A 22697-nucleotide genomic window follows, 5' to 3' on the forward strand; every position below is an offset into this window, starting at 1 on the left:
ACGTCTTAAGTTGTCAAAAATTCGGTTGCACTGAAAAAACAGAATCGCTTTCTTAAGTTTCTTTGCTTTTTTTAGTTATTAAAGGTGCGGTTTTGTATTTTCAGTAATAGCGATTTAACGCGTTTTTATGTGCGCTAAATTAAAAAATGATGATGTTTTTATATTGCGCTTTTGAATGCCATAACTATTGATCGCGATCAAAAAAACAGAATTGCAGCGTTATTTTTATGCTTTCACTAATAACCACTCTGGCGTATGGGGTTATTATCTGTTTTTCGGATTTGTTTTATCATTTCTGTAACAATATGAATTTTTAATTCTATATAAATTGTTGATTTATGTGGAAATTGTTTGTTTTTGGTGAATTGGCTTTACCATTTTTTATTTAACGAGTTTTAAATTATTGTGAATGGCTGAATTACAATCGCTAACACCAATGTGTTATTTGTGTTATTGCAGGGATTAAATAGTTTTTTAACTAACGTAATAACTTTATAAACTAAAAAAATCATTATATTAATATCATGACATCGGCAAATAACGACGAAACAAAAAATCAATCCGATAACGAATTCTCAATTTTTAAAAGTTTGGAGTTTCTATTATGAGCACTAACGAACGCATTCTTAGCCCCTTCACATTACCGAATGGCACTGAACTGAAAAACCGTTTGTTAATGGCCCCGATGACAACCTGTACCGGCTACTATGACGGCACCGTTACCAGCGAGCTGGTGGAGTACTATCGGGCCCGTTCCGGCAGCATTGGTACCATCATCGTGGAGTGCTGCTTTGTCGACGATCTCGGTCTCGCCTTCCCGGGGGCGATTGGGATTGATACCGACGAGAAAATCGCCGGGCTGGCGAAAATCGCCGAGGCAATAAAATCCAAAGGCTCTAAGGCGCTGCTGCAGATCTACCACGGTGGCCGCATGGTCGACCCGAAACTGATCGGTGGCCGTACCCCGGTGGGCCCAAGCGCCGTGGCCGCGCCGCGTGACGGCGCCGCGACGCCGGTTGCCCTGACCGCAGAAGAAGTGGAAGGCATGATCGGCAAGTTTGGCGAAGCCGTGCGACGTGCCATCCAGGCCGGTTTCGACGGCGTGGAAATCCACGGGGCGAACACCTACCTGATTCAGCAGTTCTACTCCCCAAATTCAAACCAGCGTGACGACGAGTGGGGCGGCAGCCGCGATAACCGCGCGAAGTTCCCGCTGGCGGTGCTGGACATCACCCACAAAATGGTGCGCCAGTACGCCGATGATGCCTTCATCATTGGTTACCGCTTCTCCCCTGAAGAGCTTGAGGTTCCGGGCATCCGCTTTGAAGACACCATGTACCTGCTGGAGAAACTGGCCGCGCGCGGCGTGGACTATCTCCACTTCTCCGTAGGCGCCACCCTGCGTCCGTCCATTGTTGACACCCAGGACCCGACGCCGCTTATCGAAAAATACTGCGCAATGCGTTCTGACACGCTGGCGCAGGTTCCGGTGATGGGCGTTGGCGGCGTGGTAAATGCGTCAGACGTGAATGAAGCGCTGGACCACGGCTACGATCTGATTGCCGTAGGCCGCGCCACTATCGCTTACCCGGACTGGACCGACCGCATCGCGGCGGGTGAAAGCCTTGAGCTGTTTATGGACAGCACCAGACGCGAGGAACTAAGCATCCCTGAGCCGCTGTGGCGCTTCTCGCTGGTGGAAGCGATGATCCGCGACATGAGCATGGGCGAGTCCAAATTCAAACCTGGCACCTTTGTTGAGAAAGTGCAGGACGACGCTAACGAACTGGTGATTAACGTCAGCCTGGAAACCGACCGCATTGCGGACATCGAACTTGCCTCCGGCCCGAGTGAAGACGTTGAGTTTGTCACCAGCTTTGAAGAGATCCGCACCCGCATTCTGGATGCCAATACTCCGCACGTGGATGCCATTACCGGCGCAACCAGCCAGAGCGAGGCGGTGAAAAAAGCGGTCTCTAAAGCGATGCTGAAATCCAGCAAGGCGCTGGCGGCGGAAGAGGGCGTTGACCCGAACGAAACCCGCAGCGTGGACGTGGTGGTTGTCGGCAGCGGCGGCGCCGGTCTGGCGGCGGCGATCCAGGCTCACGACGAAGGCGCAAGCGTGCTGATCGTCGAGAAAATGCCGACCATCGGCGGGAACACCATTAAAGCCTCTGCCGGTATGAACGCCGCAGAAACCCGCTTCCAGCGCGTGAAGGGGATTCAGGACAGCAAAGAGCTGTTCTACCAGGAAAGCCTGAAAGGCGGCGGAAACAAGAACAACCCGGAACTGCTGCGTCGCTTTGTGGAGAACGCGCCGGAAGCAATTGAGTGGCTGGCAACGCGCGGCATCATGCTGAACGACATCACCACCACCGGCGGGATGAGCATCGACCGTACTCACCGTCCAAAAGACGGTTCTGCGGTGGGCGGCTACCTGATCAGCGGCCTGGTGCGTAACGTCAATAAACGCAACATCGAGGTGATGCTGGATACCTCCGTCAGCGACATCATCTTCGAGAACGGCGAAGTGACCGGCGTACGTCTGACCACCGAAGAGAACGAAACCGTCACCGTGGCAGCCAAAAGCGTGATCGTGGCGACCGGTGGTTTCAGCGCCAACAGCCAGATGGTGGTGAAATACCGCCCGGATCTGGAAGGGTTCGTCACCACTAACCACAAAGGGGCGACCGGCGGCGGTATCGCGCTGCTGGAGCGTATCGGTGCAGGCACGGTTGATATGGGCGAAATTCAGATCCACCCAACCGTGGAGCAGAAAACCTCGTACCTGATTTCTGAATCCATCCGCGGGGGCGGGGCGATTCTGGTCAATCAGAAAGGTGAGCGCTTCTACAACGAAATGTCGACCCGCGATAAAGTCTCGGCGTCAATCATCGCGCTGCCGGAGAAATACGCATACATCGTCTTTGATGAGCACGTACGTGCCAAAAACAAAGCCGCAGATGAGTATATCGCGAAAGGTTTCGTGACCAGCGCCAGCTCGCCAAAAGCCCTGGCTGAGGCGCTGGGTATGGATCACCACGCTTTCCTGGCGACCCTGGAACGTTACAACGGTTTCGTTGAAAAACAGCACGACGATGATTTTGGCCGCACCACCGCGCTGCGTGCGCCCATCAACGAAGGGCCGTTCTACGCCATTCAGATTGCACCGGGCGTGCACCACACCATGGGCGGCGTGACCATCAACACCGAAACCTGCGTGCTGGACAGCAACCACAACGTGCTGCCGGGGGCATTCGCTGCGGGTGAAGTGGTTGGCGGGATCCACGGCGCTAACCGTATCGGCGGTAACGCGGTGGCGGATATCATTATTTTTGGTACCCTTGCAGGACATCAGGCGGCGATGCGCTCAAAAAGAACGTAAGGCACCTGTTTCCCCGGCGGCGCAGTGCCTGCCGGGGCTACATCTGAGGATTCATGCTATGCCTGATAGCCATCGCGTTTACAGCTACTCCGCCGTTCTGATGGGCTCGCCCATTCTCCTGAAACTCTTCTCCCATGACGAAGCCCTCGCGTCCCGCGTTTTCCGCCTGATCAAACAGTACGAAGATCTCCTGACCGTTAACCGCGCGCATTCGCAGGTAATGGACATCAACCATGCGGCGGGTCAGCATCCGGTTACCGTCAGCCGTCCGGTGTTTGAGCTGATCCGCTGTGCGAAAGCGGCAAGCCTGCTTAAAAACAGCGCCTTTAACCTGGCGATCGGTCCGCTGGTGAAGCGCTGGAAGATTGGCTTTCAGGGCGACAGTGTTCCGCCTGCCGATGAAATTGCCTCGCTGCTGGCGATTACCCGGCCTGAGGATGTCATCCTTGATGAGGCGCAGACCAGCGTGTTTCTGACCAGAGCGGGGATGGAGATCGATTTGGGGGCCATCGCCAAAGGCTATATTGCCGACCGGGTTCGGGACTACCTGCGCAAAGAGGGGGCTGAGCTGGGGCTGATCAACCTTGGCGGAAACATCCAGACGTTAGGCTCGCCGGAAGGCGGCTGGAGCGTGGGGCTGAAAAAGCCGTTCGCCGGTGATGCGCTGATCGGCGCGATGACGGTGGAGAACCTCTCTGTGGTGACGTCGGGAACGTACGAGCGCTACTTTGAGCAGAACGGCAAGCGCTATCACCATATTCTCGACCCGCGTACCGGATACCCGCTCGACAACGAGCTGGACAGCGTCACCATCATTTCCAGAGACTCTATTGATGGCGATATCTGGACCACGCTGATATACGGCATGGGGGTAGAGAAAGGCTGCGCCGCCCTGCGCGCGCGTCCGGATATAGAAGCTATCTTTGTGACCAGGACAAAAGAAGTGGTGATCTCCTCGATGCACCACTTCCGTTTTACCCTTCTGGACGAGAGCTACCGCGTTACTGGCAGTACTGTTTGAGCAGCCCGATCTGCTCCGGCTGTAAGCGGTAGCGATACACCGGGCGGCCGGTGGCACCATAGTGAATGCTGGTGAAAAGGATGTTGATTTGTGCCAGCCAGATCAGGTACTTGCGGCAGGAGACGCGTGAAATATTTACCGCGTTAGCCAGATCGTCGGTGGAAAATTCCGTCTCCGGGTGGCCGTCAATCCACTGGCAAATGGTGCGCAGCGTTTGCGGCGTTAACCCTTTCGGCAATTTCTTACTGTCCGCCAGCTCCGGCGCCCCGCCGTGGATCAGCCGGTCGACGTCCGCCTGCTCGTAATACTGGTGCGATCCCATCAGGCTGTGCTTTGCCTTCCAGCCGTTCAGCGCCTCTTCAAAGCGCGGGAACTGGAACGGTTTGATCAGATAATCCACCACGCCGTAGTGGATGGAAGTCTGGATCGTGGCGGCATCGGCAGCGGACGAGATCATAATCACATCAATCGGACGGCCTGACGCGCGAATATCGGGCAGCAGATCCAGCCCGTTATCCTGCTGCATATAGACGTCCAGTAGCACCAGGTCGACAGGCTGGCTGGGGTTATTGATAATGGCTCTGGCCTGGTTGAGCGTGGAGGCGACGCCGCAGCAGCTAAAGCCTTCAACACGGTTGACGTACAGACGGTTGAGGTCGGCCACCATGGCGTCATCATCGACAATTAATACATTTATCACGCGATATTCCTCTCGCTATCCCAGGGGATGTGAACAAAAAATTGGGTAAATACGCCAGGCTCAGACTCGACGGTAATATCGCCGCCCAGGTTCTGGATCTGCTGGCGAGCAAGGAACAGCCCAACGCCGCGGTTTTCACCTTTTGTTGAGAACCCCTTAGTAAAAATAGCCTCCAGCTGGGTGGGATCAATGCCGGGGCCATCGTCGCTGACTTCGCAACTGAGCCAGCCATTCTGATAATGTAGCAGCAGGCCAATCTCGCCTTCCTGCTGTCCTGCCATCGCGTCGAGCGCGTTTTCGATTAAGTTACCCAGCGCGGTGATCAGCACCGCGACCTGCTCTTCGCTGGCGGTATCCGGTATCAGGCATTCATCCGCCAGCGTCAGGGTGACGCCCGCTTCCTTCGCCCGGTTGATTTTACCCAGCAGGAACCCGGCAACGACCGGGGATTTTACCTTGCTCTGGATCGTACCGATATCCGTCTGGTAATTGTGCGCCGTCTGGATGATGTACTCCTCCAGCTTGTCGTAGCGCTTCATGTGCAGCAGGCCCAGGATCACATGCAGTTTGTTCATAAACTCGTGCGTGTGGCTGCGCAGGGCATCGACGTAGTTGACCATGCCGTCAATACGCTGCATCAGCTGGCTGATTTCCGTTTTATCGCGGAAGGTGGCTATCGCGCCGATGACCCGCTCCTGGCTTTTGACGGGCACCATATTGCACAGCAGCAGCCGGCCGTTACAGCTGATCTCCTGATCCTGACGCGCGACGCCCGTCTTTGAAATCTCCCGCAGGCTGGCCAGCAGGGGAGCGCTGGCGTTTTCCGACTGCTTGCCGGAGGGCAGGAGTAAAATCTCTCTGGCGGTGTGGTTAATCATCGTCACGCGGCCGTGAATGTCGACGGCCAGTACCCCTTCGCGAAGCGACTGCAGCATCGCCTGGCGCTGTTCGAACAGGGCGGAGATCTCATAGGGTTCGAGCCCGAACAGAATGCGCTTCAGCACCCGCACCAGCCCCCAAATCGCCATTGAACTCATAAAGATGCTGAACAAAATCGTCCAGAGCGCGTTAAGCCGCCCACGGGCTATCTGATCTTCCACCTTTTTGAGGGAAATACCGACCACCACGACCCCGATCTGATCGTGCTGGCTGTCATAGACCGGCGTGAAAACGCGAAGCGCTTCGGCGAGGGCGCCGCGGTTTACCGAGACATTCTCTTTGCCTTCCAGCGCGGGTTCGAGATCGTTGCCAATAAAATGCAGGCCGATGAGCGCCTCGTTCGGGTGCGAGTAGCGAATCCCCCGCATGTCGGTCACCACGGTAAGCAGCAGATCGTTGCGTTGGGTAACGGCTTTGGCGATGGGCTGAATAATGTCGGCCTGCGGGGACTGCATAAGGCCGCGCTGGATCTCCGGGCTGTCGGCCAGCGTGCGGGCGATACCCAACGCGGTATCTTTTACATCATCGCGGGTCGCCCGGGTGATTTGCACGGAATAGAGCGCAAAAACCACCAGCAGCACAGAGGCGATAATCGCGGACACCATCAACGTGACCAGCGTGTACAGTTTCATGGGGCGCTTGCGCGTCAGAGGGAAAGGCTGCAGATCGCTCATCAACACTCCGCGATGATTAAGAAAGGGGGTGATTATCGCTGATGATGGGCTTTTCTTAAAGCCATGTAAAAGCGTCGATTTGCTCTTCTTTTCGTGACCCCACTCGCAGGTCATCTATATAAAACACTTTATAGTGTGTGGGTACTCATAATAAGGAGGCTGTTTATGAGCATTACGCTTACCGGTTCGGTCAAGGAAAGACGGCACGCCAGCACGATGAATATAGATAGATTGTCCACGCTGGACATGCTGAAGGTTATCCACGAGGAAGATGCACGTATTTCTGCTGCTATAACCCCCTGCTTAACGACAATCGCCCGCGTGGTGGATAACGCCGCCGCGGCGCTCAACCACGGTGGCCGTCTGGTCATCGTCGGGGCAGGACAGTCGGGCTGCGCCGCACGGCAGGCTGCGGATGATTATGCGCCGGGGAAAACCCCTGTAATTGCCGTGACGGCAGAAGAGGGAGAAGGGCGCTACGAGCGCGGGGTCGCTGACCTGCAGGCCATCAAATTTGGTGAACACGATATGATACTGGCGGTGACCGTCAGCGGAAAAACGCCGTGGGTCTGGGGAGCGATGCGGCATGCCTGGTCGCTGGGAGCGCCTGTTGCGGTCATCACCGGTGATGCTCAAAGTGAAGCGGCGCAGCTGGCAAGCATGGTAATTGCCCCTGAACTGGGGGCTGATGTGGTTGCCGGGTATCTCAATACCAGGGCGGGGATCGCGCAAAAAATGATCCTCTCGATGATTACCACCGGGCTGGCCGTTCGCACCGGGCGCGTTTACAGCAACCTGCGCGTGGATCTTGAGGCAAGCAGTACCAAATGGGCTGAACGGCAAATCGCCATTGTGATGGAGGCGGGGGGATGCAGCCGGGCGCAGGCAAAGGCCGCGCTGGAGAGCTGTAACCATCACTGTAAAACGGCGGTGCTGATGGTGCTGACCGGTCTGGATGCGTGGAAAGCCCATGAGCTGCTGGCGCAGAATAACGGGTTTATCCGCGTGGCGTTGCAGGAAGCGCCGTAAGATATTTGTTATTCAATGAAAAAAAGCCCGCGATGGAATGCGGGCTTTAATGTTTATGGCGATTAGAACTGGTAGGTCATACCAACGCCAACGATGTCATCGGTAGAGATACCGTATGCGTCATACAGTGCTTCGTCCTGATCCAGCATGTTGATCTTGTAATCAACGTAGGTGGAGAAGTTTTTGTTGAAGCTGTAGGTCATGCCCAGGTCAATGTAGTTAACCAGGTCCTGATCGAATCCCTGACCGTCGAGGTCTTTACCTTTTGAGTAAACCCAGGCCAGAGAAGGACGCAGGCCGAAGTCGAACTGGTACTGTGCAACCGCTTCAAAGTTCTGGGTCTGGTTAGCGATACCAAAGTTACCGATTGGCGTCATGTTGCGGGTTTCAGCGTACATCATCGCCAGGTAAACGTTGTTTGCATCGTATTTCGCGCCAACGGTCCAGGCTTCAGCTCTTTCACCACCGGCAAATCCGATGCCTTCATAGCTTTTGCCGAAAGCAACCTGCTGGTTGGTACGGTCAGATGAAGAGTATGCCGCACCCAGGCTCAGGCCGGACAGATCGCCGGAGAAGTCATAGGAGGTAGACATGCCGAAGCCGTCGCCGTTTTGGAAGCGCAGGTCTTCATGGCCGTTTTTAGTGCCTTCCTGGTCTTCCTGAGCATTCTGGCCTTCATTTGCACCCTGATACTGCAGCGCGAAGTTCAGGCCTTCAACCAGACCAAAGAAATCGGTGTTGCGGTAAGTTGCCAGACCGTTAGCACGGCCGTTCATGAAGTTATCGGTCCAGGTGTAAGAATCACCGCCAAATACCGGCAGCATATCGGTCCAGGCTTCAACGTCATACACGACGCCGTAATTACGGCCGTAGTCAAATGAACCGTATTCGCCAAATTTCAGGCCAGCGTATGCCAGACGGTTAAATGATTTATCACCGGCGCCTTCGGTATCGTTAGCGTAGGTTTTGTATTCCCACTGACCATAACCGGTCAGCTCGTTAGTGATCTGCGTTTCGCCTTTGAAACCAATCTGTACATAGGTTTCATCGCCATCGTCGCCAGGGTTGTCAGAGAAGGTATGACGCGCGTCTACTTTGCCGTACAGGTCAACTTTGTTGCCGTTTTTGTTGTACATTTCAGCCGCATGCGCTGCACCAGCCATTAAAAACGCGGGTACCAGAATTGCCAGAACTTTTCTTTTCATTATATATTCCCTTTAAAGATAATTTATATGAATATATGTAATCACCCTCCGTAATTACGTGTTCGATACTATTCCATGGCTTGTGAAATTTGTTCAAAAATAAATGTAATTAAATCGGTAAAAATATTACAAAATATTTCTATTTATCTCTTTATTTTTCATGTGAATTAATTGTTTGAATATATTGCGGGTAATTATTATTAAGTATTTCGCATTTCTATTTTTTAATTTATTTCATTTGGCTATGTTATAATTAAGCGCCCATTTTCGTAACAGGAAAGGATGATGGAACTTATACAGTGGCAGCAGCGCTTTGAATCCTGGCTTAATGAACATCACGCGACCGACGACACCGCGCACGATATTTCACACTTCCGTCGCGTCTGGATGACGGCGCAGAAAATCATGGTACATCACCCCGTCGACCCGCTAACGATCCTGACCGCCTGCTATTTTCACGACATCGTCAGCCTGCCGAAAAACCATCCTGAACGCAGCCAGTCGTCGCATCTGGCCGCGCGCAGGACGCGAGAGATTCTGCACCGCGATTTCCCTGACTTCCCGTCCGATCGCTACGCCGCCGTGGAGCACGCCATCGAGGCGCACAGTTTCAGTGCCGGACTGACGCCGCACACGATTGAAGCCAAAATTGTCCAGGATGCAGATCGTCTGGAGGCGCTGGGAGCGATCGGTCTGGCGCGCGTGTTTGCCGTGTCAGGCGCGCTGGGCGTACCGCTTTTTAACGCGGACGATCCGTTTGCCGACGCGCGGCCACTTGATGACCGGGCGTTTGCGCTCGATCATTTTCAGACCAAGCTGCTGCGCTTGCCTGATACAATGCAAACCGAGGTCGGGCGCGAGCTCGCGCAGCACAACGCCGATTTTCTGATTCAGTTTATGGCGAAACTCAGTGCCGAATTACAGGGCGACTGCATCGGGCTGGATAGCCAGATTCAACACCGCTTCCGTCGCAGTTTGCGAAAGTGAACTGTGGTAATCTGTTCCCAGTCTTTATTGCCCGGTTAAAAGAATGCAGGAAAATCGATCAGTGACAGAGCCCGCGTCTGAGCAGGCAGAGAAGTCAACGGCAACGGTGCAGGCATTACTGCGTCAGCTGCTGGATATTTATGACGCTAAAACGCTGGCAAACCAGCTTGTGGCGCACGGCGAGAGCCACTGGAGCCCGGCCATCCTTAAGCGGCTAGTGACCAGCGATCGGGCAGGGCGCCGCCTGAGTGAAGGCGAGTTTCGTTATCTGCAAAATCTGCTTCCGCGGCCACCTGCTGCGCACCCGAACTATGCCTTCCGCTTTATCGATCTGTTTGCCGGCATCGGCGGTATCCGGCACGGCTTTGAAGCGATCGGCGGTCAGTGCGTGTTTACCAGCGAGTGGAACAAACATGCGGTACGCACCTATAAAGCGAACTGGTACTGCGATCCGCAGGAGCATCATTTCAACGCCGATATCCGCGATGTCACCCTGAGCCATAAAAGCGGCGTCACGGATGAACAGGCCGCCGAGCATATTCGTCAGACGATTCCGGCGCATGACGTGCTGCTGGCGGGCTTCCCGTGCCAGCCTTTCTCGCTGGCCGGCGTATCCAAAAAGAATGCCCTCGGACGTGCCCACGGCTTCGCCTGCGATACCCAGGGGACGCTGTTTTTTGATGTGGCCCGAATCATTGACGCCTGTCGCCCGGCCATATTCGTGCTGGAAAACGTCAAAAACTTAAAGAGCCACGACGGTGGAAAGACCTTCCGCATTATCATGCAAACGCTGGATGAGCTGGGCTATGACGTGGCCGATTCCGGGGACATGGGCGCGGATGACCCGAAAATCATCGACGGGAAACACTTCCTGCCCCAGCATCGCGAACGCATTGTGCTGGTCGGTTTCCGCCGCGATCTCAATCTGAAGGGGGATTTCACCCTGCGGGATATTCCCTCCTTATATCCCGAGCGCCGTCCAACCATTGCCGACCTGCTGGAGCCTGTGGTCGACGCAAAATTTATCCTGACGCCGATCCTGTGGAAATACCTCTACCGCTATGCCAAAAAGCATCAGGCCAAAGGCAACGGCTTCGGGTTTGGCATGGTAAACCCGAACGATCCGCACAGCGTGACCCGCACGTTGTCCGCTCGCTACTACAAAGACGGCGCGGAAATCCTGATCGACAGAGGCTGGGACAAGGCGCTGGGCGAGAAGGATTTCGACGATCCGCAAAACCAGCGTCACCGTCCGCGTCGCCTTACGCCGCGGGAGTGCGCCCGGCTGATGGGCTTTGAAACGCCGCAGGGCTACCGTTTCCGCATTCCGGTTTCGGACACTCAGGCTTACCGTCAGTTTGGTAACTCGGTGGTGGTGCCCGCGTTCGCGGCGGTGGCAAAACTGCTGGCCTCGCGCATCAGACAGGCGGTGGCGCTCCGCCAGGGTGAGGCCGTCAATGACGGACGTTCACGATAAGGCCACGCGCAGCAAAAACATGCGTGCCATCGGCACGCGTGACACCGCGATTGAAAAGCGTCTGGCCGGGCTTCTGACGCAGGCGGGCTTTGAGTTTCGCGTACAGGATCCCGCGCTTGCGGGTCGTCCGGATTTCGTCATCGACGCGTATCGGTGCATTATCTTCACCCACGGCTGTTTCTGGCATCATCACGACTGCTACCTGTTTAAAGTTCCGGCGACGCGCACCGATTTCTGGCTGGAGAAGATTGGCAAGAACGTTGAACGCGACGCGCGGGATCTTGCCACGCTTGTCGCGCAGGGCTGGAGGGTGCTGATCGTCTGGGAATGTGCGCTGAAAGGGCGGCTGAAGCTGAACGATGCCGCTCTGAGCGAACGGCTGGAAGAGTGGATCTGCGGCGGCGGCGAGGCCGCGCAGATCGACACGCAGGGGATCCACGCGCTTACGGTTTCTCCACCTCGCAAGGCGTAACCACGGGCTTTGCCGGCAGCAAATATTTGCCTAAGGTCACCAGCACGACGGCAAAAACAATCACCCCTAAAGCTAACCACTCAACCGGAGAGAGCGTTTCACCGCCAAGCCCGGTGCCAAGCAGCACGGCCACGACCGGGTTGACGTAGGCATAGCTGGTGGCGACCGCCGGAGAGACGTTACGGATCAGGAACATATAGGCGTTGATGGCGATGATGGAGCCGAACAGCGCCAGGTAGCCTACCGCCAGGAAGCCCGACAACGGCGGCAGGGTAGTCAGCTCCTCTCCCGTCAGGGCTGAGGCCAGCAGCAGCACAATCCCAGCCGCAAGCATCTCAATTGCCCCCGCCATCATGCCGGTCGGCAGCTCGATACGAGAACCGTATACGGAACCGAACGCCCAGCTCATCGAGCCAATAAGGATAATCACTGCGCCCCACGGATTCCCGCTCAGGTTACCGCCGCTGTTGAGCAGAATAATGCCGGCAAGGCCGATGCCAATCCCCAGCCACTCCAGCTTGCGGGTGCGGATGCCGAAAAGGCGGCTGAAGCAGAGGGTAAACAGCGGTACGGTGGCAACGACCACGGCGGCGATCCCAGACGGTACGTTCTGGTGCTCGGCAATGGTCACAAAGCCATTCCCGACCGCCAGCAGCAGCAGGCCTATCAGGGCGGCGTTCAGCATTGGGCGAAGCGGAGGAAGCTTATGCCCGCGCAGCAGCAGGAAGGCCAGCAGCAGCACGCCCGCCGAGAGGAAGCGAATGCCCGCCATCATCAGCGGCGGCCAGCTTTCTACGCCGATGCGAATGACAAAGTAGGTGGAACCCCAGATGATATACAGCGAAAAAAGTGCCCCAATAAGTGGAAGCAGTTGCCGGAAACGCATAATCCCTCACGACGAAATAAAAAGGTCGCTGATAGTAAACGCGAAAACTATCGCGCTGGCGAGCCCTTTAATTGTGTAGTTGATGTGAAATTTTTGTTGACGCAAGGTGCCTGTTTCCGCGATTGCGCTTTTGCTCCATACTATTCACTTAATTACCAAAAAAAGAAGGATCACCATTTTGGCAGGAAGTAGCTTATTAACATTGCTGGATGATATTGCCACCTTACTGGATGATATTTCCGTGATGGGGAAACTGGCGGCGAAGAAAACCGCAGGGGTGCTGGGGGACGATCTCTCGCTTAACGCTCAGCAGGTGAGCGGGGTACGGGCTAACCGTGAGCTGCCAGTGGTGTGGGGCGTGGCAAAAGGCTCGTTTCTGAATAAAGTGATCCTGGTGCCGCTGGCGCTGCTGATCAGCGCATTCATTCCCTGGGCAATCACGCCGCTGCTGATGATTGGCGGGGCATTTTTATGTTTCGAAGGCGTGGAGAAGGTCCTGCACTCTTTGAGCTCTCGCAAGCAGAAGGATACCCCGGAGGCGCGTCAGCAGCGCCTTGAAGCGCTGGCCGCGCAGGATCCGAAAGTCTTCGAGCGCGATAAAATCAAAGGCGCCATTCGCACCGACTTTATTCTTTCAGCAGAGATCGTTGCCATTACGCTGGGCATTGTCTCCGACGCACCGCTGCTGAATCAGGTGCTGATCCTTTCCGGAATCGCCATTCTGGTTACGGTAGGCGTCTACGGCCTGGTCGGTCTGATCGTGAAGCTCGATGATATCGGCTACTGGCTGGAGGAGAAATCAAGCGCGGTGGCAAAAGGCATCGGCAAGAGCTTACTGACGCTGGCGCCGTGGCTGATGAAGAGCTTGTCCGTGGTGGGCACCCTGGCGATGTTCCTCGTGGGCGGCGGTATTGTGGTTCACGGCATTGCTCCGCTGCATCATGCTATCGAACATTTCTCCTCGGCGCAGGGGAGCGTGGTGGCCGCTATTCTGCCGACGCTGCTTAATCTTGTGCTGGGCTTTATCGTTGGCGCTATCGTGGTGGCAGCGGTGAAACTGGTTGAAAAAATGCGCGGTACAGCGCACTAATTGTTACCCGTCGCAGGATGCAAAAAGACCATTCCTCGTCTAAATTGAAACAGTTTCACCCTGATACAGGAGGCAGGTATGGTCTTTTTGGTCAGTGATGAAGTTAAGCCTAAGAAGGGCGGCCCACGTATGATTGTCACCGGGTATTCCAGCGGAATGGTGGAGTGTCGGTGGCACGATGGCTTTAGCGTCCAGCGGGAAGCATTTCGTGAAGATGAGCTTCAGCCGGGTGACGGGCAGCACAAGCGGGACAAGGCTTAATCACATAACGCCCGGCTTTGCCGGGCGTTTTTTATCTCCAGTACCGGGTGTAGGCAGTTGTCAGGGAGTGTGTGTGCAGCGCGATACCTTTGTTGTAAGACAATCTTTTCTGCAATGGCTGCATAAGCGTAGCAATCCGGGGTTGATTGTTAATCTCTGTTTTCTGATCGTTCTGGTGTTTTCCACTCTCCTGACCTGGCGTGAGGTGGTGGTGCTTGAAGAGGCCTACATTTCCAGCCAGCGGAACCATCTGGAAACCGTGGCCAGCTCGCTGGACAGGCAGTTACAGAACAGCGTGGACAGGATGCTGCTGTTCCGCCAGGGCATACGCGATGCGATCCAGATGCCGCTGGCGTTTGATGTCCTGCAGAATGCCGTGTCGCGCTTCAACACCGTCCGCAAGCAGCCTACCTGGCAAATCGCCGTTGATAAAAAGCGGACCCTGCCCATTAACGGCGTTTCGGATGCGTTCGTCGAAAAAACCACGCTTCTGAACCGTGACCCTGACCGCATCAGTCATGAAATTTCTGCCGCGCTTGAAGTAGGGTATCTGCTCAGGCTGGCGTCCACGCGAGCGCAAACGGAATCACGCGCGACCTACGTCTCCCGCGCCGGTTTTTTCCTTTCCACGGATACGCCGGACCTGGCGGGCGACATCACCTCCCGCTATTACCATCTGGTCACGCAGCCCTGGTTTACCCAGCAGTCAGAGCGCAACAACCGCGCCCGCGCGGTGCGCTGGTTCATCTCTACGCCTTCCTCATGGAACGGGGAGGAACGCACGATCGCCGCCAGTGTGCCCATCTATTTCGACCATTACTGGTACGGCGTTGTAGCGATGGATTTTGCGTTGAGCACGATGCAGCGCCTGCTGGCTGACGCGACGGAAGACCGGACGGAAGGGGAGTATCAGCTGTACGACACTCGTCTTAATATGATTGCCACCTCTGACCGTTCAGGAAAACCGGTTAACCATTTTGATGAACGCGAAACGGCGCAAATAGCGCAGGCGATTGAGAACGATACCGGCGGTGGGATCCGCCTTGGAAGCCGTTTTGTCAGCTGGGAGCGGCTCAATCACTTCGATGGCGTCGTCTTGCGGATCCACACCCTGCATGAAGGGGTACAAGATGACTTCGGCAGTATCAGTATTGTGCTGGCGCTGATGTGGGCACTCTTTACCGCCATGCTATTGATCTCGTGGCTGGTTATCCGTCGGATGGTCAGCAACATGTATACGCTCCAGCACTCGCTCCAGTGGCAGGCTTGGCATGACCCGCTCACCCGCCTGAATAATCGCGGCGCGCTGTTCGACCGCGCAAAACTGCTGTCGGAAACCTGTCGCCAGCAGTCGCTGCCGTTCTCGGTTATTCAGATCGATCTCGACAATTTTAAAAGCATTAACGACCGTTTTGGCCACCAGGCCGGGGATAAGGTGCTCTCCCACACGGCAGGGTTGATTGCCAGTACGTTACGCAAGAACGATGTGGCAGGACGCGTGGGCGGGGAAGAGTTTTGTATCGTTCTGCCGGGGCTTGGTCTTGAGGAGGCGAGAGGCGTCGCGGAGCGTATTCGTTGCCGAATCAACAGCAAGGAGATTCTGGTGAAGAAGAGTATGACCCTGCGCATCAGCGCGTCACTCGGCGTCAGCAGCGCGCAGGAAAACGAAAACTACGATTTCGAACAGCTGCAGTCCGTGGCGGATGCCCGGTTATACAACGCTAAACAGGACGGACGTAACCGGGTTGTCTGGCACGATCATGACAAAAAGTGATCCAGCCCCTCCTGCCAGCCGAGCGGTCCCGCCTGCCGGGTGTGATAAACCCGGCTGGGGCTATCGTCCCGTAACCTAATACCCTGGCGGTTTATGCCCTTAATCACCACCGCGAAGTCCACGCTGTCCAGCAACGGCGCGTCGTTTGGCCCATCGCCGAGCCCCAGGGTGGTGGGTTCAATATTTTCCCGTTCACGGTACTGCGCGATAAGCCAGTTAGCCGCAACGTCCTTACCGCAGCCGGCATCCAGAATGTGCCAGAAACGGGCTCCCTGCAGGCATTTCAGTCCGCGCTGCGCCAGCGCCGCTTCAAACCGGGCCATGGCTTCGTCGGAATCACGCCAGATGAGCGTGACGGAGGCGTCGTGCCTGCGGGCAAGCGCTGCCCGGTAGCGGGTCAGCCCCGTCCATTCGCTGATGACGCGTTCGTCCACGTCGTCAAAAGTGGTGAATTTGAAGCCTGCCTGCTGGCGGATTTGCTCAATAAGCGGATGAATCTCCCGGTGCGTCATGCCGTTGATGTGGCGCTGACCTATTTCCCAGCGTACGTCAGGCTGAACCACCGCGCCGTTCTCAGCGATAAAAGGTAAGCCTTCGAGACCTAAATCCTGCTGGATATCCAGCATCTCTGCCGCGCTTTTGCTGCTGCAAAGAATTACCGGCACCTGGTTATCCTGCAGTTTATCGAGCCACGGCATCGCGGGCTGCCACTCATAGGTATGAATATCCAACAGCGATCCATCCAGATCGGAAAAAATCAGCAGGGAACCCTGGAGTGAAAGCATAGTAACTCCCGAAAACGAATGAGTCTTAATCTAAGAATATTCCTAAAAAATTATCTGCGCTTAAACCGGATTCAGGAGAACCGATCCAGCCAAACCCGCATTCGGCGTATGTTGTTGCTCATAACCAAAACGATTATGTTAAAAATATTATATTCACTGTAAGAATATATGCTTGTCATGCAAAATCGTTGGGGATAGTGTTGTTTGTACATCAGATTTCCTGGTGTAACGAATTTTCAAGTGCTTCTTGCATAAGCAAGTTTTGATCCCGGCCATCCCCATGACCGGGATTTTTTTCGTGCTAACGATTTGCTTCAGACACGCTAAAGTCATGAATATCTAGCTCGAAGGCCTCCGCCAGCTCGCGATAGGTGTGATAATCCCTCCCGTTAACAATGACGTGGTCCGAACCATCGTCCGTGCGGCGGACTTCTGACTCACTGATCTCATTGATGGCGGCCAGCAGGGCATCGACATCCACCTCAACTTCGCGCTTGATGGTGTCGCTGTACTCTTTATCGGTCTTCATTACGGGGTTCCTCATTCAACCGTGTCCAACGCTAAGTATAGACTGTGTATAAAAACGCCATTCACGCCGTGCGGCGATGTGTGTTTTTGCGTTTTGTTCTACACTGGCTCAAAACCAGAGGAGGAATGTATGAAGGTCAACGATCGGGTAACCGTTAAAACGGACGGTGGGCCGCGCCGCCCGGGGGTGGTGCTGGCAATTGAAGAGTTTAGTGAAGGCACAATGTACCTGGTCTCACTGGAAGATTACCCGCTCGGCATCTGGTTTTTTAACGAACTGGGGCATCCGGACGGCATTTTTGTTGAGAAAGCGGAGTAGTACGGCGTCGGGTGGCATTGCGCGTGCCCGACTACGTCCGCAAAAGCAAAAATCTCTGGCCAGGCCAGAGATCAAAGGTAGGGTGCAAAGGGGTTTAAGCCACTAACGCATGTTGACGAAAATCCCGTTCGTCACATTATCGGTCAGACGTACCACGTGATAGATCACTTGCTTATTATGCGTTTTAATTTTCCTTTTAATATTTCCTTTGTGTGATGAAACGGTTTTCGCTTTAATATTCATCTGGTCGGAGATCTGAATAGTTCCTTGTCCCGCCATCCACATTCGCAGCATGCTTGATTCAGTCCTGCTTAATGAAAGGGTGGGTAAGTTAACCGCTCCTACATTTTTAACTTCTTTATTCAAATAATCACCCAGAATGTCATCCAGCGACTCGGGTTTAATCGACTTAGAACTAATCAATAAATTTTTACGGACCAACAAATACTCATCGAAATGGATATTCGCGATCGCCATAAAAACAATAAACAGGGTTTTTGGATGCTGATTAATGATTTGCTTAATGTGCTGACTGTTGGCTGGATCGTGAATGAAACAGTCCTCATTAATAAACACCACGCCTGGTTTGAGTTCGTCACAAGCGGCTGCGAGTTCTTCAACGGTGTGTGCATCGTTGATGTCTCTCTTTCTTACCCCTCTGCTTGCCAGGTACCCGGTTAACCCTAGCCGGGTGTAGCTGCATAAATCCATAATGATCGTTGACATGGCATACCCTCACTCAATGCGTAACGATAATTCACCATCTGCCTGAGAGCTCAAAACAGCCATACGGGATGGAAAAAAATAATAAACCTGTGAGCATGACAAAGACTTTCAGGCGGACTCACTATCCCGTAAAGTTACGTATAATTTGCCAGGAATCTTCTTAAAGTAAAGTAAATATTAAGTATTGTGAGATGGTTAGAAACATTTAAACCGCGTCAGATATATCCTGGAAGATGTTTTTCGCGTTTTATTTTAGGAATATCCTCAGAAAGACAATAGCGAACGTGAGGACTATTATTTACGTGGCAATTCGCTGACAATATCCGCTAACAGATTGAATATCTCGCCGAATAAATGTTCACAGAAGGGGGCGATAAGGGGCATCAGTAATGACATTAATAAAATTCCGACCGTCAGGGTCAGCGGAAAACCAATCACAAACACCGAGAGCTGCGGTGCCATTCTGTTCAGTAAACCTAATGCCAGGTTGACGGTGAGCAGCAGCGTGATGATCGGCAGAGCCAGCATCAGACCGTTGAGGAAAATCAGCCCCGCCGCGCGGGTAAGCGCGAGGAAGGCGTTGCTGTTGACCGGGTTATCACCAATCGGCAGCGTATGGAAGGTATCCACCAGCATGGAGATGAGCCACAGATGGCCGTTAAGCGACAGGAACAGCAGCATGGCGAGCAGATCGATGATGCGCGCCAGCACCGGCATGTTGAGATGGCTGCCGGGATCGACAAACGTGGCGAATGATAGCCCCATCTGCAGGCCAATCAACTCACCAGCCGTGCGCACGGCGGCGAAGGCGAGCTGCATGGTAAAGCCCACGGCGACGCCAATCATCACCTGCTGCAAAGCGACCCATATCGCGTTAGCCGAGAAGATGGGAATATTCACGGGTGGCAGGGAAGGGGCAACGATAATGGTGATGATAATGCCCAGCCCCACCTTGACGCGCTTGGGGATCGATTTCTCGCTGAGTATGGGGGCGGTGGAGATCAGCGCCAGAATGCGCAGCATCGGCCAGAAATAGACGCCGAGCCACTGAACCCACTGGTCGCTGGTGAAGTGCAGCATCGTCAGGTCAGCCGATGATGTACGGTAGATTGGTAAACAGGTTGCGCATATAGTCCAGCAGCAGGTTCAGCATCCACGGCCCGGCCACGATAATCGCCACGAAGACGGCGATGATTTTCGGGATAAACGACAGCGTCATTTCGTTAATCTGCGTGGCAGCCTGAAGAATACTGATAATCAGGCCGGTAACCAGCGCGACAAGCAGCAGCGGCGCGGCAACGGCAATGGCGATTTTCATCGCTTCCGTGCCCATCATCATGACCGATTCGGGTGTCATTGCCGTTCCTTAACTGTAAAAACTCTGCGCCAGCGAACTGACCAGTAGTTGCCAGCCATCGACCAGCACAAAGAGCATGATCTTAAAGGGCAGGGCAATTGTGGCCGGCGGCACCATCATCATCCCGAGCGCCATCAGGACGCTGGCGATCACCAGGTCGATAATCAGGAACGGAATAAAGATGGTAAAGCCAATCTGGAACGCGGTTTTCAGCTCGCTGGTGACATAGGCCGGCAGGAGAATGCGCATCGGCACCGCTTCCGGCCCCTGAAGCTCGCCGGTGTTGGACAGTCGAGCGAAAAGAGCCAGGTCCGCTTCGCGCGTCTGACGCAGCATAAATTCCCGCAGCGGCTGCGCGCCTTTTTCCAGCGCTTCCTGCATCGAAATTTTGTCTTCGCTGAACGGCTGGTAGGCGTCGGTATAAATCTTGTCGATCACCGGCGACATGATGAAAAAGGTCAAAAACAGAGCTAAACCCAGAAGCACCTGGTTTGGCGGCGCCGAAGGGGTGCCCAGCGCGTTTCGCAGCAGACCAAAGACGATGATGATGCGGGTGAAACTGGTCATCATCAGCAGGATAGCCGGAATAAAGGTCAGCGAGGTGATGAAGACCAGCGTCTGAACCGGGAGCGACCAGCTCTGGCCGCCACCCGCAATCGGCGTTGAGACCAGACCGGGCAGCTGTGCATAAACCGCAGGAGCAAACAGGCCAATGCCCGCAAGCGTAAGGGATAACAAACGGCGCATCAGGATCTCCCGGAACGCTTAAGCAAACTCTTCATGACGGACTGAAAATCCGCAGGGGCTTGTGCGCGCTCGTCCACCGTGACCGGGGCGGGCGGCAGTTTATGTAATACGTTGATGTTTGAGCCGGTTACGCCCAGTACCAGACGCGCATCTTCCACATCGACGATGACCACGCGTTCGCGCGGCCCAAGGGGAGTGCTGGCGCTGACCTTCAGGCCGCGGGTGCTGGCAGTTTTACCCGCCAGACCAAAACGCTTCGCCAGCCAGGCGGCAATAAGAATAAAGGCAATAATACCGAACAACGCCCCGCTCACCTGGAGCAGCGGGGAGCCGGGAACGGCGGACGGTGGTGATATTGTTGCCTGGGTTTTCATACTTAACGGCTCAGACGACGCATGCGTTCAGACGGGGTAATGATGTCGGTGATGCGCACGCCGTATTTGTCGGCAACCACCACCACTTCACCCTGAGCAATCAGATAGCCGTTGATCAGAATATCCAGCGGCTCGCCGGCCAGGCCGTCAAGGGCCACGACCGAACCCTGCGTCAGACGCAGCAGCTCTTTAATGGTCATCCGGGTGCGCCCCAGCTCAACGGTCAGCTTGACCGGGATGTCCATAATCAGGTCGATATCCTGCAGCGTGCCGCTGACGTCACCGCCGCCTAACTGCTGGAAGACCGCGTCCGCCGCGCTTTTTGTCGGGGTCGTTTTTTGCTCGTTTAACGCGTCAGCCCACAGATCGTCCAGTGCTCCGCTGTTTTCATCGGACGGATTGTTCATGTCACTCATTTGGGCTGTTCCTCATTCAGCGAATTCAAAATCGGGTTGATCAAGTGCTCAACGCGTAACGCATACTGACCGTTAATCGTGCCGTACTGGCTTGTGAGTACGGGGACACCATCCACGTGGGCAATAATGCGGTCGGGTTTGTCTATCGGCAAAACGTCGCCGGGTTGTAATTTCAGGATCTGGGATAACCGCATCGAGATGTCGGCAAAGTTTGCCACCAGCTCCAGCTGGGAGTGCTGCACCTGGCGCACCAGGTTTTCACGCCAGTTCTGATCTTCGTTGCGCGAGTTCTCCAGCGGCGGGTTAACCAGCAGCTCGCGCAGCGGTTCAATCATGCTGAACGGCAGGCAGATGTTGAATTCGCCGGTCAGGTTACCGATCTCCACGTGGAACGGCGTATTGACGACGATATCGTTCGGGGAGGTGGTGATATTGGTAAATTTCACCTGCATCTCAGAACGAACGTACTCCACTTCCAGCGGGTTAATCGCTTTCCACGCGTCGCTGTAGGACTCCAGCGCCAGCTTCAGCATGCGGTTAATGACGCGCTGTTCGGTGTGGGTAAATTCACGGCCTTCCACTTTGGTCGGGAAACGCCCGTCGCCGCCGAACAGGTTATCCACCGCAATGAACACCAGGCTTGGCGAGAACACCACCAGACCGGTGCCGCGAAGCGGCTTCAGATGAATCAGGTTAAGGTTGGTTGGCACCGGCAGGTTGCGGGCAAACTCATGATACGGCTGAATGCGGATCGCACCGACCGTGATATCCGGGCTACGACGCAGCAGGTTAAACAGCCCCATACGGAACTGACGTGCAAAACGTTCGTTAATGATCTCCAGCGCCTGCAGACGTTCACGGACTACGCGACGCTGGGTATTGGGATCGTAAGGACGAATATTATCGTCGCCGGTGAGACCCGGTTGCGGATCGTCACTCTTATCGCTGTCGCCGTTAAGCAGCGCGTCGATTTCTGCCTGAGAAAGAATACTGTCGCCCATGTCGTTACCGCAGAATAAAGGCTGTGTACAGAACGTCAGTGACTTCCTGCTTAGGTTGACCGTTTACCAGCGGGGTGGCCAGCGTCTGCTTGATGGCGTCGACCAGCTTTTGCTTACCCACGTCGGTAGCCAGCGCGGAGGCGTCCTGACGAGAAAACAGCAGGAGAAGGCGGCTACGCACTTCCGGCAGATAATCGTTCAGGCGCGCGCGGGTCGCTTCGTCCTTCAGGCGCAGCGTAATACCGACATACAGCACACGATCCGCATCACCGAGGTTAACGGTGAAGGTGTCCAGAGGGAAAAAGACCGGCGCCGGCGGTGGAGCAGGTTCGGCTTTGGCCGCAGCGGTAGAAGGTTCCTGCTGCATACGCCAGTAACTATAGCCCGCGGTAGCGCAGGCGGCGAGCGTGATCAACACCAGCAGCGGGATCCAGATGGAACGCTTGCTTTTTTTGGTGATAGCGGAGTCTGTCATCTGATACGAGCTTCCTGTTTCGGTACAGCTTAATAAGGTGATTATCCCGTGTCCTGCCGTCGTCAAAGC

Annotated in this window: 23 protein-coding genes and 1 pseudogene; 10 read left to right on the top strand and 14 right to left on the bottom strand. The window is 54.9% G+C overall.

Annotated elements, in window-relative coordinates:
• The first annotated feature begins 604 nt into the window (after positions 1-604).
• Together AB8818_RS19585 and AB8818_RS19590 are read left to right on the top strand one after the other, a co-directional pair.
• Entirely contained in the window at positions 605-3385 is a 2781-nt protein-coding gene (locus AB8818_RS19585) for a flavocytochrome c (protein WP_192985261.1), read from the top strand.
• Positions 3386-3443: 58 nt separating this feature from the next.
• Positions 3444-4406, top strand: coding sequence for an FAD:protein FMN transferase (locus AB8818_RS19590; protein WP_116338941.1), 963 nt, complete (start codon positions 3444-3446; stop codon positions 4404-4406).
• Here AB8818_RS19590 and dcuR read toward each other — a convergent pair.
• Positions 4387-5106, bottom strand: coding sequence for a two-component system response regulator DcuR (gene dcuR, locus AB8818_RS19595; protein WP_116338943.1), 720 nt, complete (start codon positions 5104-5106; stop codon positions 4387-4389). The genes AB8818_RS19590 and dcuR overlap by 20 nt on opposite strands.
• The gene (locus AB8818_RS19600) at positions 5103-6719 is read right to left on the bottom strand and encodes a sensor histidine kinase (protein WP_163329824.1); all 1617 of its coding nucleotides are present in this window, start codon (positions 6717-6719) and stop codon (positions 5103-5105) included. Before AB8818_RS19600 ends, dcuR begins: the two co-directional genes overlap by 4 nt.
• A gap of 165 nt (positions 6720-6884) precedes the next feature.
• Here AB8818_RS19600 and AB8818_RS19605 point away from each other — a divergent pair, with 165 nt between their 5' ends.
• Positions 6885-7748: an N-acetylmuramic acid 6-phosphate etherase gene (locus tag AB8818_RS19605; protein WP_163329825.1), complete on the top strand. Its 864-nt coding sequence runs from the start codon at positions 6885-6887 to the stop codon at positions 7746-7748.
• A gap of 62 nt (positions 7749-7810) precedes the next feature.
• On the opposite strand, the gene ompC is transcribed toward AB8818_RS19605, so the two are convergent.
• Positions 7811-8953 (bottom strand): porin OmpC, encoded by a 1143-nt coding sequence (gene ompC / locus AB8818_RS19610; protein ID WP_192985263.1) that lies wholly within the window; start codon positions 8951-8953, stop codon positions 7811-7813.
• Between the two features lie 285 nt (positions 8954-9238).
• On the opposite strand from ompC, the gene AB8818_RS19615 reads away from it, so the two are divergent.
• From AB8818_RS19615 to AB8818_RS19625, 3 genes are all read left to right on the top strand, one after another.
• On the top strand, positions 9239-9940 hold the full coding sequence (locus AB8818_RS19615) for a phosphohydrolase (protein ID WP_192984985.1): 702 nt from the start codon (positions 9239-9241) through the stop codon (positions 9938-9940).
• Positions 9941-10001: 61 nt separating this feature from the next.
• Positions 10002-11417, top strand: coding sequence for a DNA cytosine methyltransferase (locus AB8818_RS19620; protein ID WP_163329826.1), 1416 nt, complete (start codon positions 10002-10004; stop codon positions 11415-11417).
• Positions 11398-11889: a very short patch repair endonuclease gene (locus AB8818_RS19625; protein WP_192984966.1), complete on the top strand. Its 492-nt coding sequence runs from the start codon at positions 11398-11400 to the stop codon at positions 11887-11889. The genes AB8818_RS19620 and AB8818_RS19625 overlap by 20 nt, the downstream gene beginning before the upstream one ends.
• Here AB8818_RS19625 and yedA read toward each other — a convergent pair.
• Positions 11861-12775 carry a drug/metabolite exporter YedA gene (gene yedA, locus AB8818_RS19630; RefSeq protein ID WP_028013712.1) on the bottom strand — a complete coding sequence of 305 codons (915 nt, stop codon included), beginning with the start codon at positions 12773-12775 and terminating at the stop codon, positions 11861-11863. The genes AB8818_RS19625 and yedA overlap by 29 nt on opposite strands.
• Positions 12776-12950: 175 nt before the next feature.
• Here yedA and AB8818_RS19635 point away from each other — a divergent pair, with 175 nt between their 5' ends.
• The 3 genes from AB8818_RS19635 to dgcQ all read left to right on the top strand — a co-directional run bounded on the left by AB8818_RS19635 (position 12951) and on the right by dgcQ (position 15900).
• Complete coding sequence (locus AB8818_RS19635; protein WP_192984988.1) at positions 12951-13865, top strand: DUF808 domain-containing protein; 915 nt, start codon at positions 12951-12953, stop codon at positions 13863-13865.
• A 78-nt stretch (positions 13866-13943) separates the two neighbouring features.
• Positions 13944-14126 carry a YodC family protein gene (locus AB8818_RS19640; protein WP_116338958.1) on the top strand — a complete coding sequence of 61 codons (183 nt, stop codon included), beginning with the start codon at positions 13944-13946 and terminating at the stop codon, positions 14124-14126.
• A 73-nt stretch (positions 14127-14199) separates the two neighbouring features.
• The gene (dgcQ, locus tag AB8818_RS19645) at positions 14200-15900 is read left to right on the top strand and encodes a cellulose biosynthesis regulator diguanylate cyclase DgcQ (RefSeq protein ID WP_192984968.1); all 1701 of its coding nucleotides are present in this window, start codon (positions 14200-14202) and stop codon (positions 15898-15900) included.
• On the opposite strand, the gene AB8818_RS19650 is transcribed toward dgcQ, so the two are convergent.
• Together AB8818_RS19650 and yodD are read right to left on the bottom strand one after the other, a co-directional pair.
• Positions 15885-16685: a mannosyl-3-phosphoglycerate phosphatase-related protein gene (locus AB8818_RS19650; protein ID WP_192984970.1), complete on the bottom strand. Its 801-nt coding sequence runs from the start codon at positions 16683-16685 to the stop codon at positions 15885-15887. The genes dgcQ and AB8818_RS19650 overlap by 16 nt on opposite strands.
• Positions 16686-16986: 301 nt before the next feature.
• Complete coding sequence (gene yodD / locus AB8818_RS19655) at positions 16987-17214, bottom strand: YodD family peroxide/acid resistance protein (RefSeq protein WP_048959254.1); 228 nt, start codon at positions 17212-17214, stop codon at positions 16987-16989.
• Positions 17215-17343: 129 nt separating this feature from the next.
• Here yodD and dsrB point away from each other — a divergent pair, with 129 nt between their 5' ends.
• Complete coding sequence (gene dsrB / locus AB8818_RS19660) at positions 17344-17532, top strand: protein DsrB (protein ID WP_013097741.1); 189 nt, start codon at positions 17344-17346, stop codon at positions 17530-17532.
• 102 nt (positions 17533-17634) lie between these two features.
• Here the strand turns inward: dsrB and rcsA are convergent, their stop codons facing one another.
• The 8 genes and pseudogenes from rcsA to fliL form a co-directional block, all read right to left on the bottom strand.
• On the bottom strand, positions 17635-18258 hold the full coding sequence (gene rcsA, locus AB8818_RS19665; RefSeq protein ID WP_013097740.1) for a transcriptional regulator RcsA: 624 nt from the start codon (positions 18256-18258) through the stop codon (positions 17635-17637).
• Between the two features lie 287 nt (positions 18259-18545).
• Positions 18546-19338 (bottom strand): annotated as a pseudogene (gene fliR / locus AB8818_RS19670) (flagellar biosynthetic protein FliR); the annotation flags it as partial.
• Between the two features lie 7 nt (positions 19339-19345).
• Positions 19346-19615 (bottom strand): flagellar biosynthesis protein FliQ, encoded by a 270-nt coding sequence (gene fliQ / locus AB8818_RS19675; protein ID WP_008500315.1) that lies wholly within the window; start codon positions 19613-19615, stop codon positions 19346-19348.
• Positions 19616-19624: 9 nt separating this feature from the next.
• Complete coding sequence (gene fliP / locus AB8818_RS19680; protein ID WP_061097755.1) at positions 19625-20362, bottom strand: flagellar type III secretion system pore protein FliP; 738 nt, start codon at positions 20360-20362, stop codon at positions 19625-19627.
• A complete protein-coding gene (fliO, locus tag AB8818_RS19685; protein WP_116338968.1) occupies positions 20362-20736 on the bottom strand; it encodes a flagellar biosynthetic protein FliO in 375 nt (124 codons plus the stop codon). The genes fliP and fliO overlap by 1 nt, the downstream gene beginning before the upstream one ends.
• Positions 20737-20738: 2 nt before the next feature.
• Positions 20739-21152, bottom strand: a complete 414-nt coding sequence (fliN, locus tag AB8818_RS19690; protein WP_003859592.1) for a flagellar motor switch protein FliN — start codon at positions 21150-21152, stop codon at positions 20739-20741.
• The gene (gene fliM, locus AB8818_RS19695; protein ID WP_028013703.1) at positions 21149-22153 is read right to left on the bottom strand and encodes a flagellar motor switch protein FliM; all 1005 of its coding nucleotides are present in this window, start codon (positions 22151-22153) and stop codon (positions 21149-21151) included. Before fliM ends, fliN begins: the two co-directional genes overlap by 4 nt.
• A 4-nt stretch (positions 22154-22157) precedes the next feature.
• Positions 22158-22628 (bottom strand): flagellar basal body-associated protein FliL, encoded by a 471-nt coding sequence (gene fliL / locus AB8818_RS19700; protein ID WP_021241388.1) that lies wholly within the window; start codon positions 22626-22628, stop codon positions 22158-22160.
• Positions 22629-22697: the final 69 nt, after the last annotated feature.

This window comes from Enterobacter sp. KB-280D8, assembly GCF_041399405.1.
Lineage (GTDB): Bacteria > Pseudomonadota > Gammaproteobacteria > Enterobacterales > Enterobacteriaceae > Enterobacter > Enterobacter cloacae_N.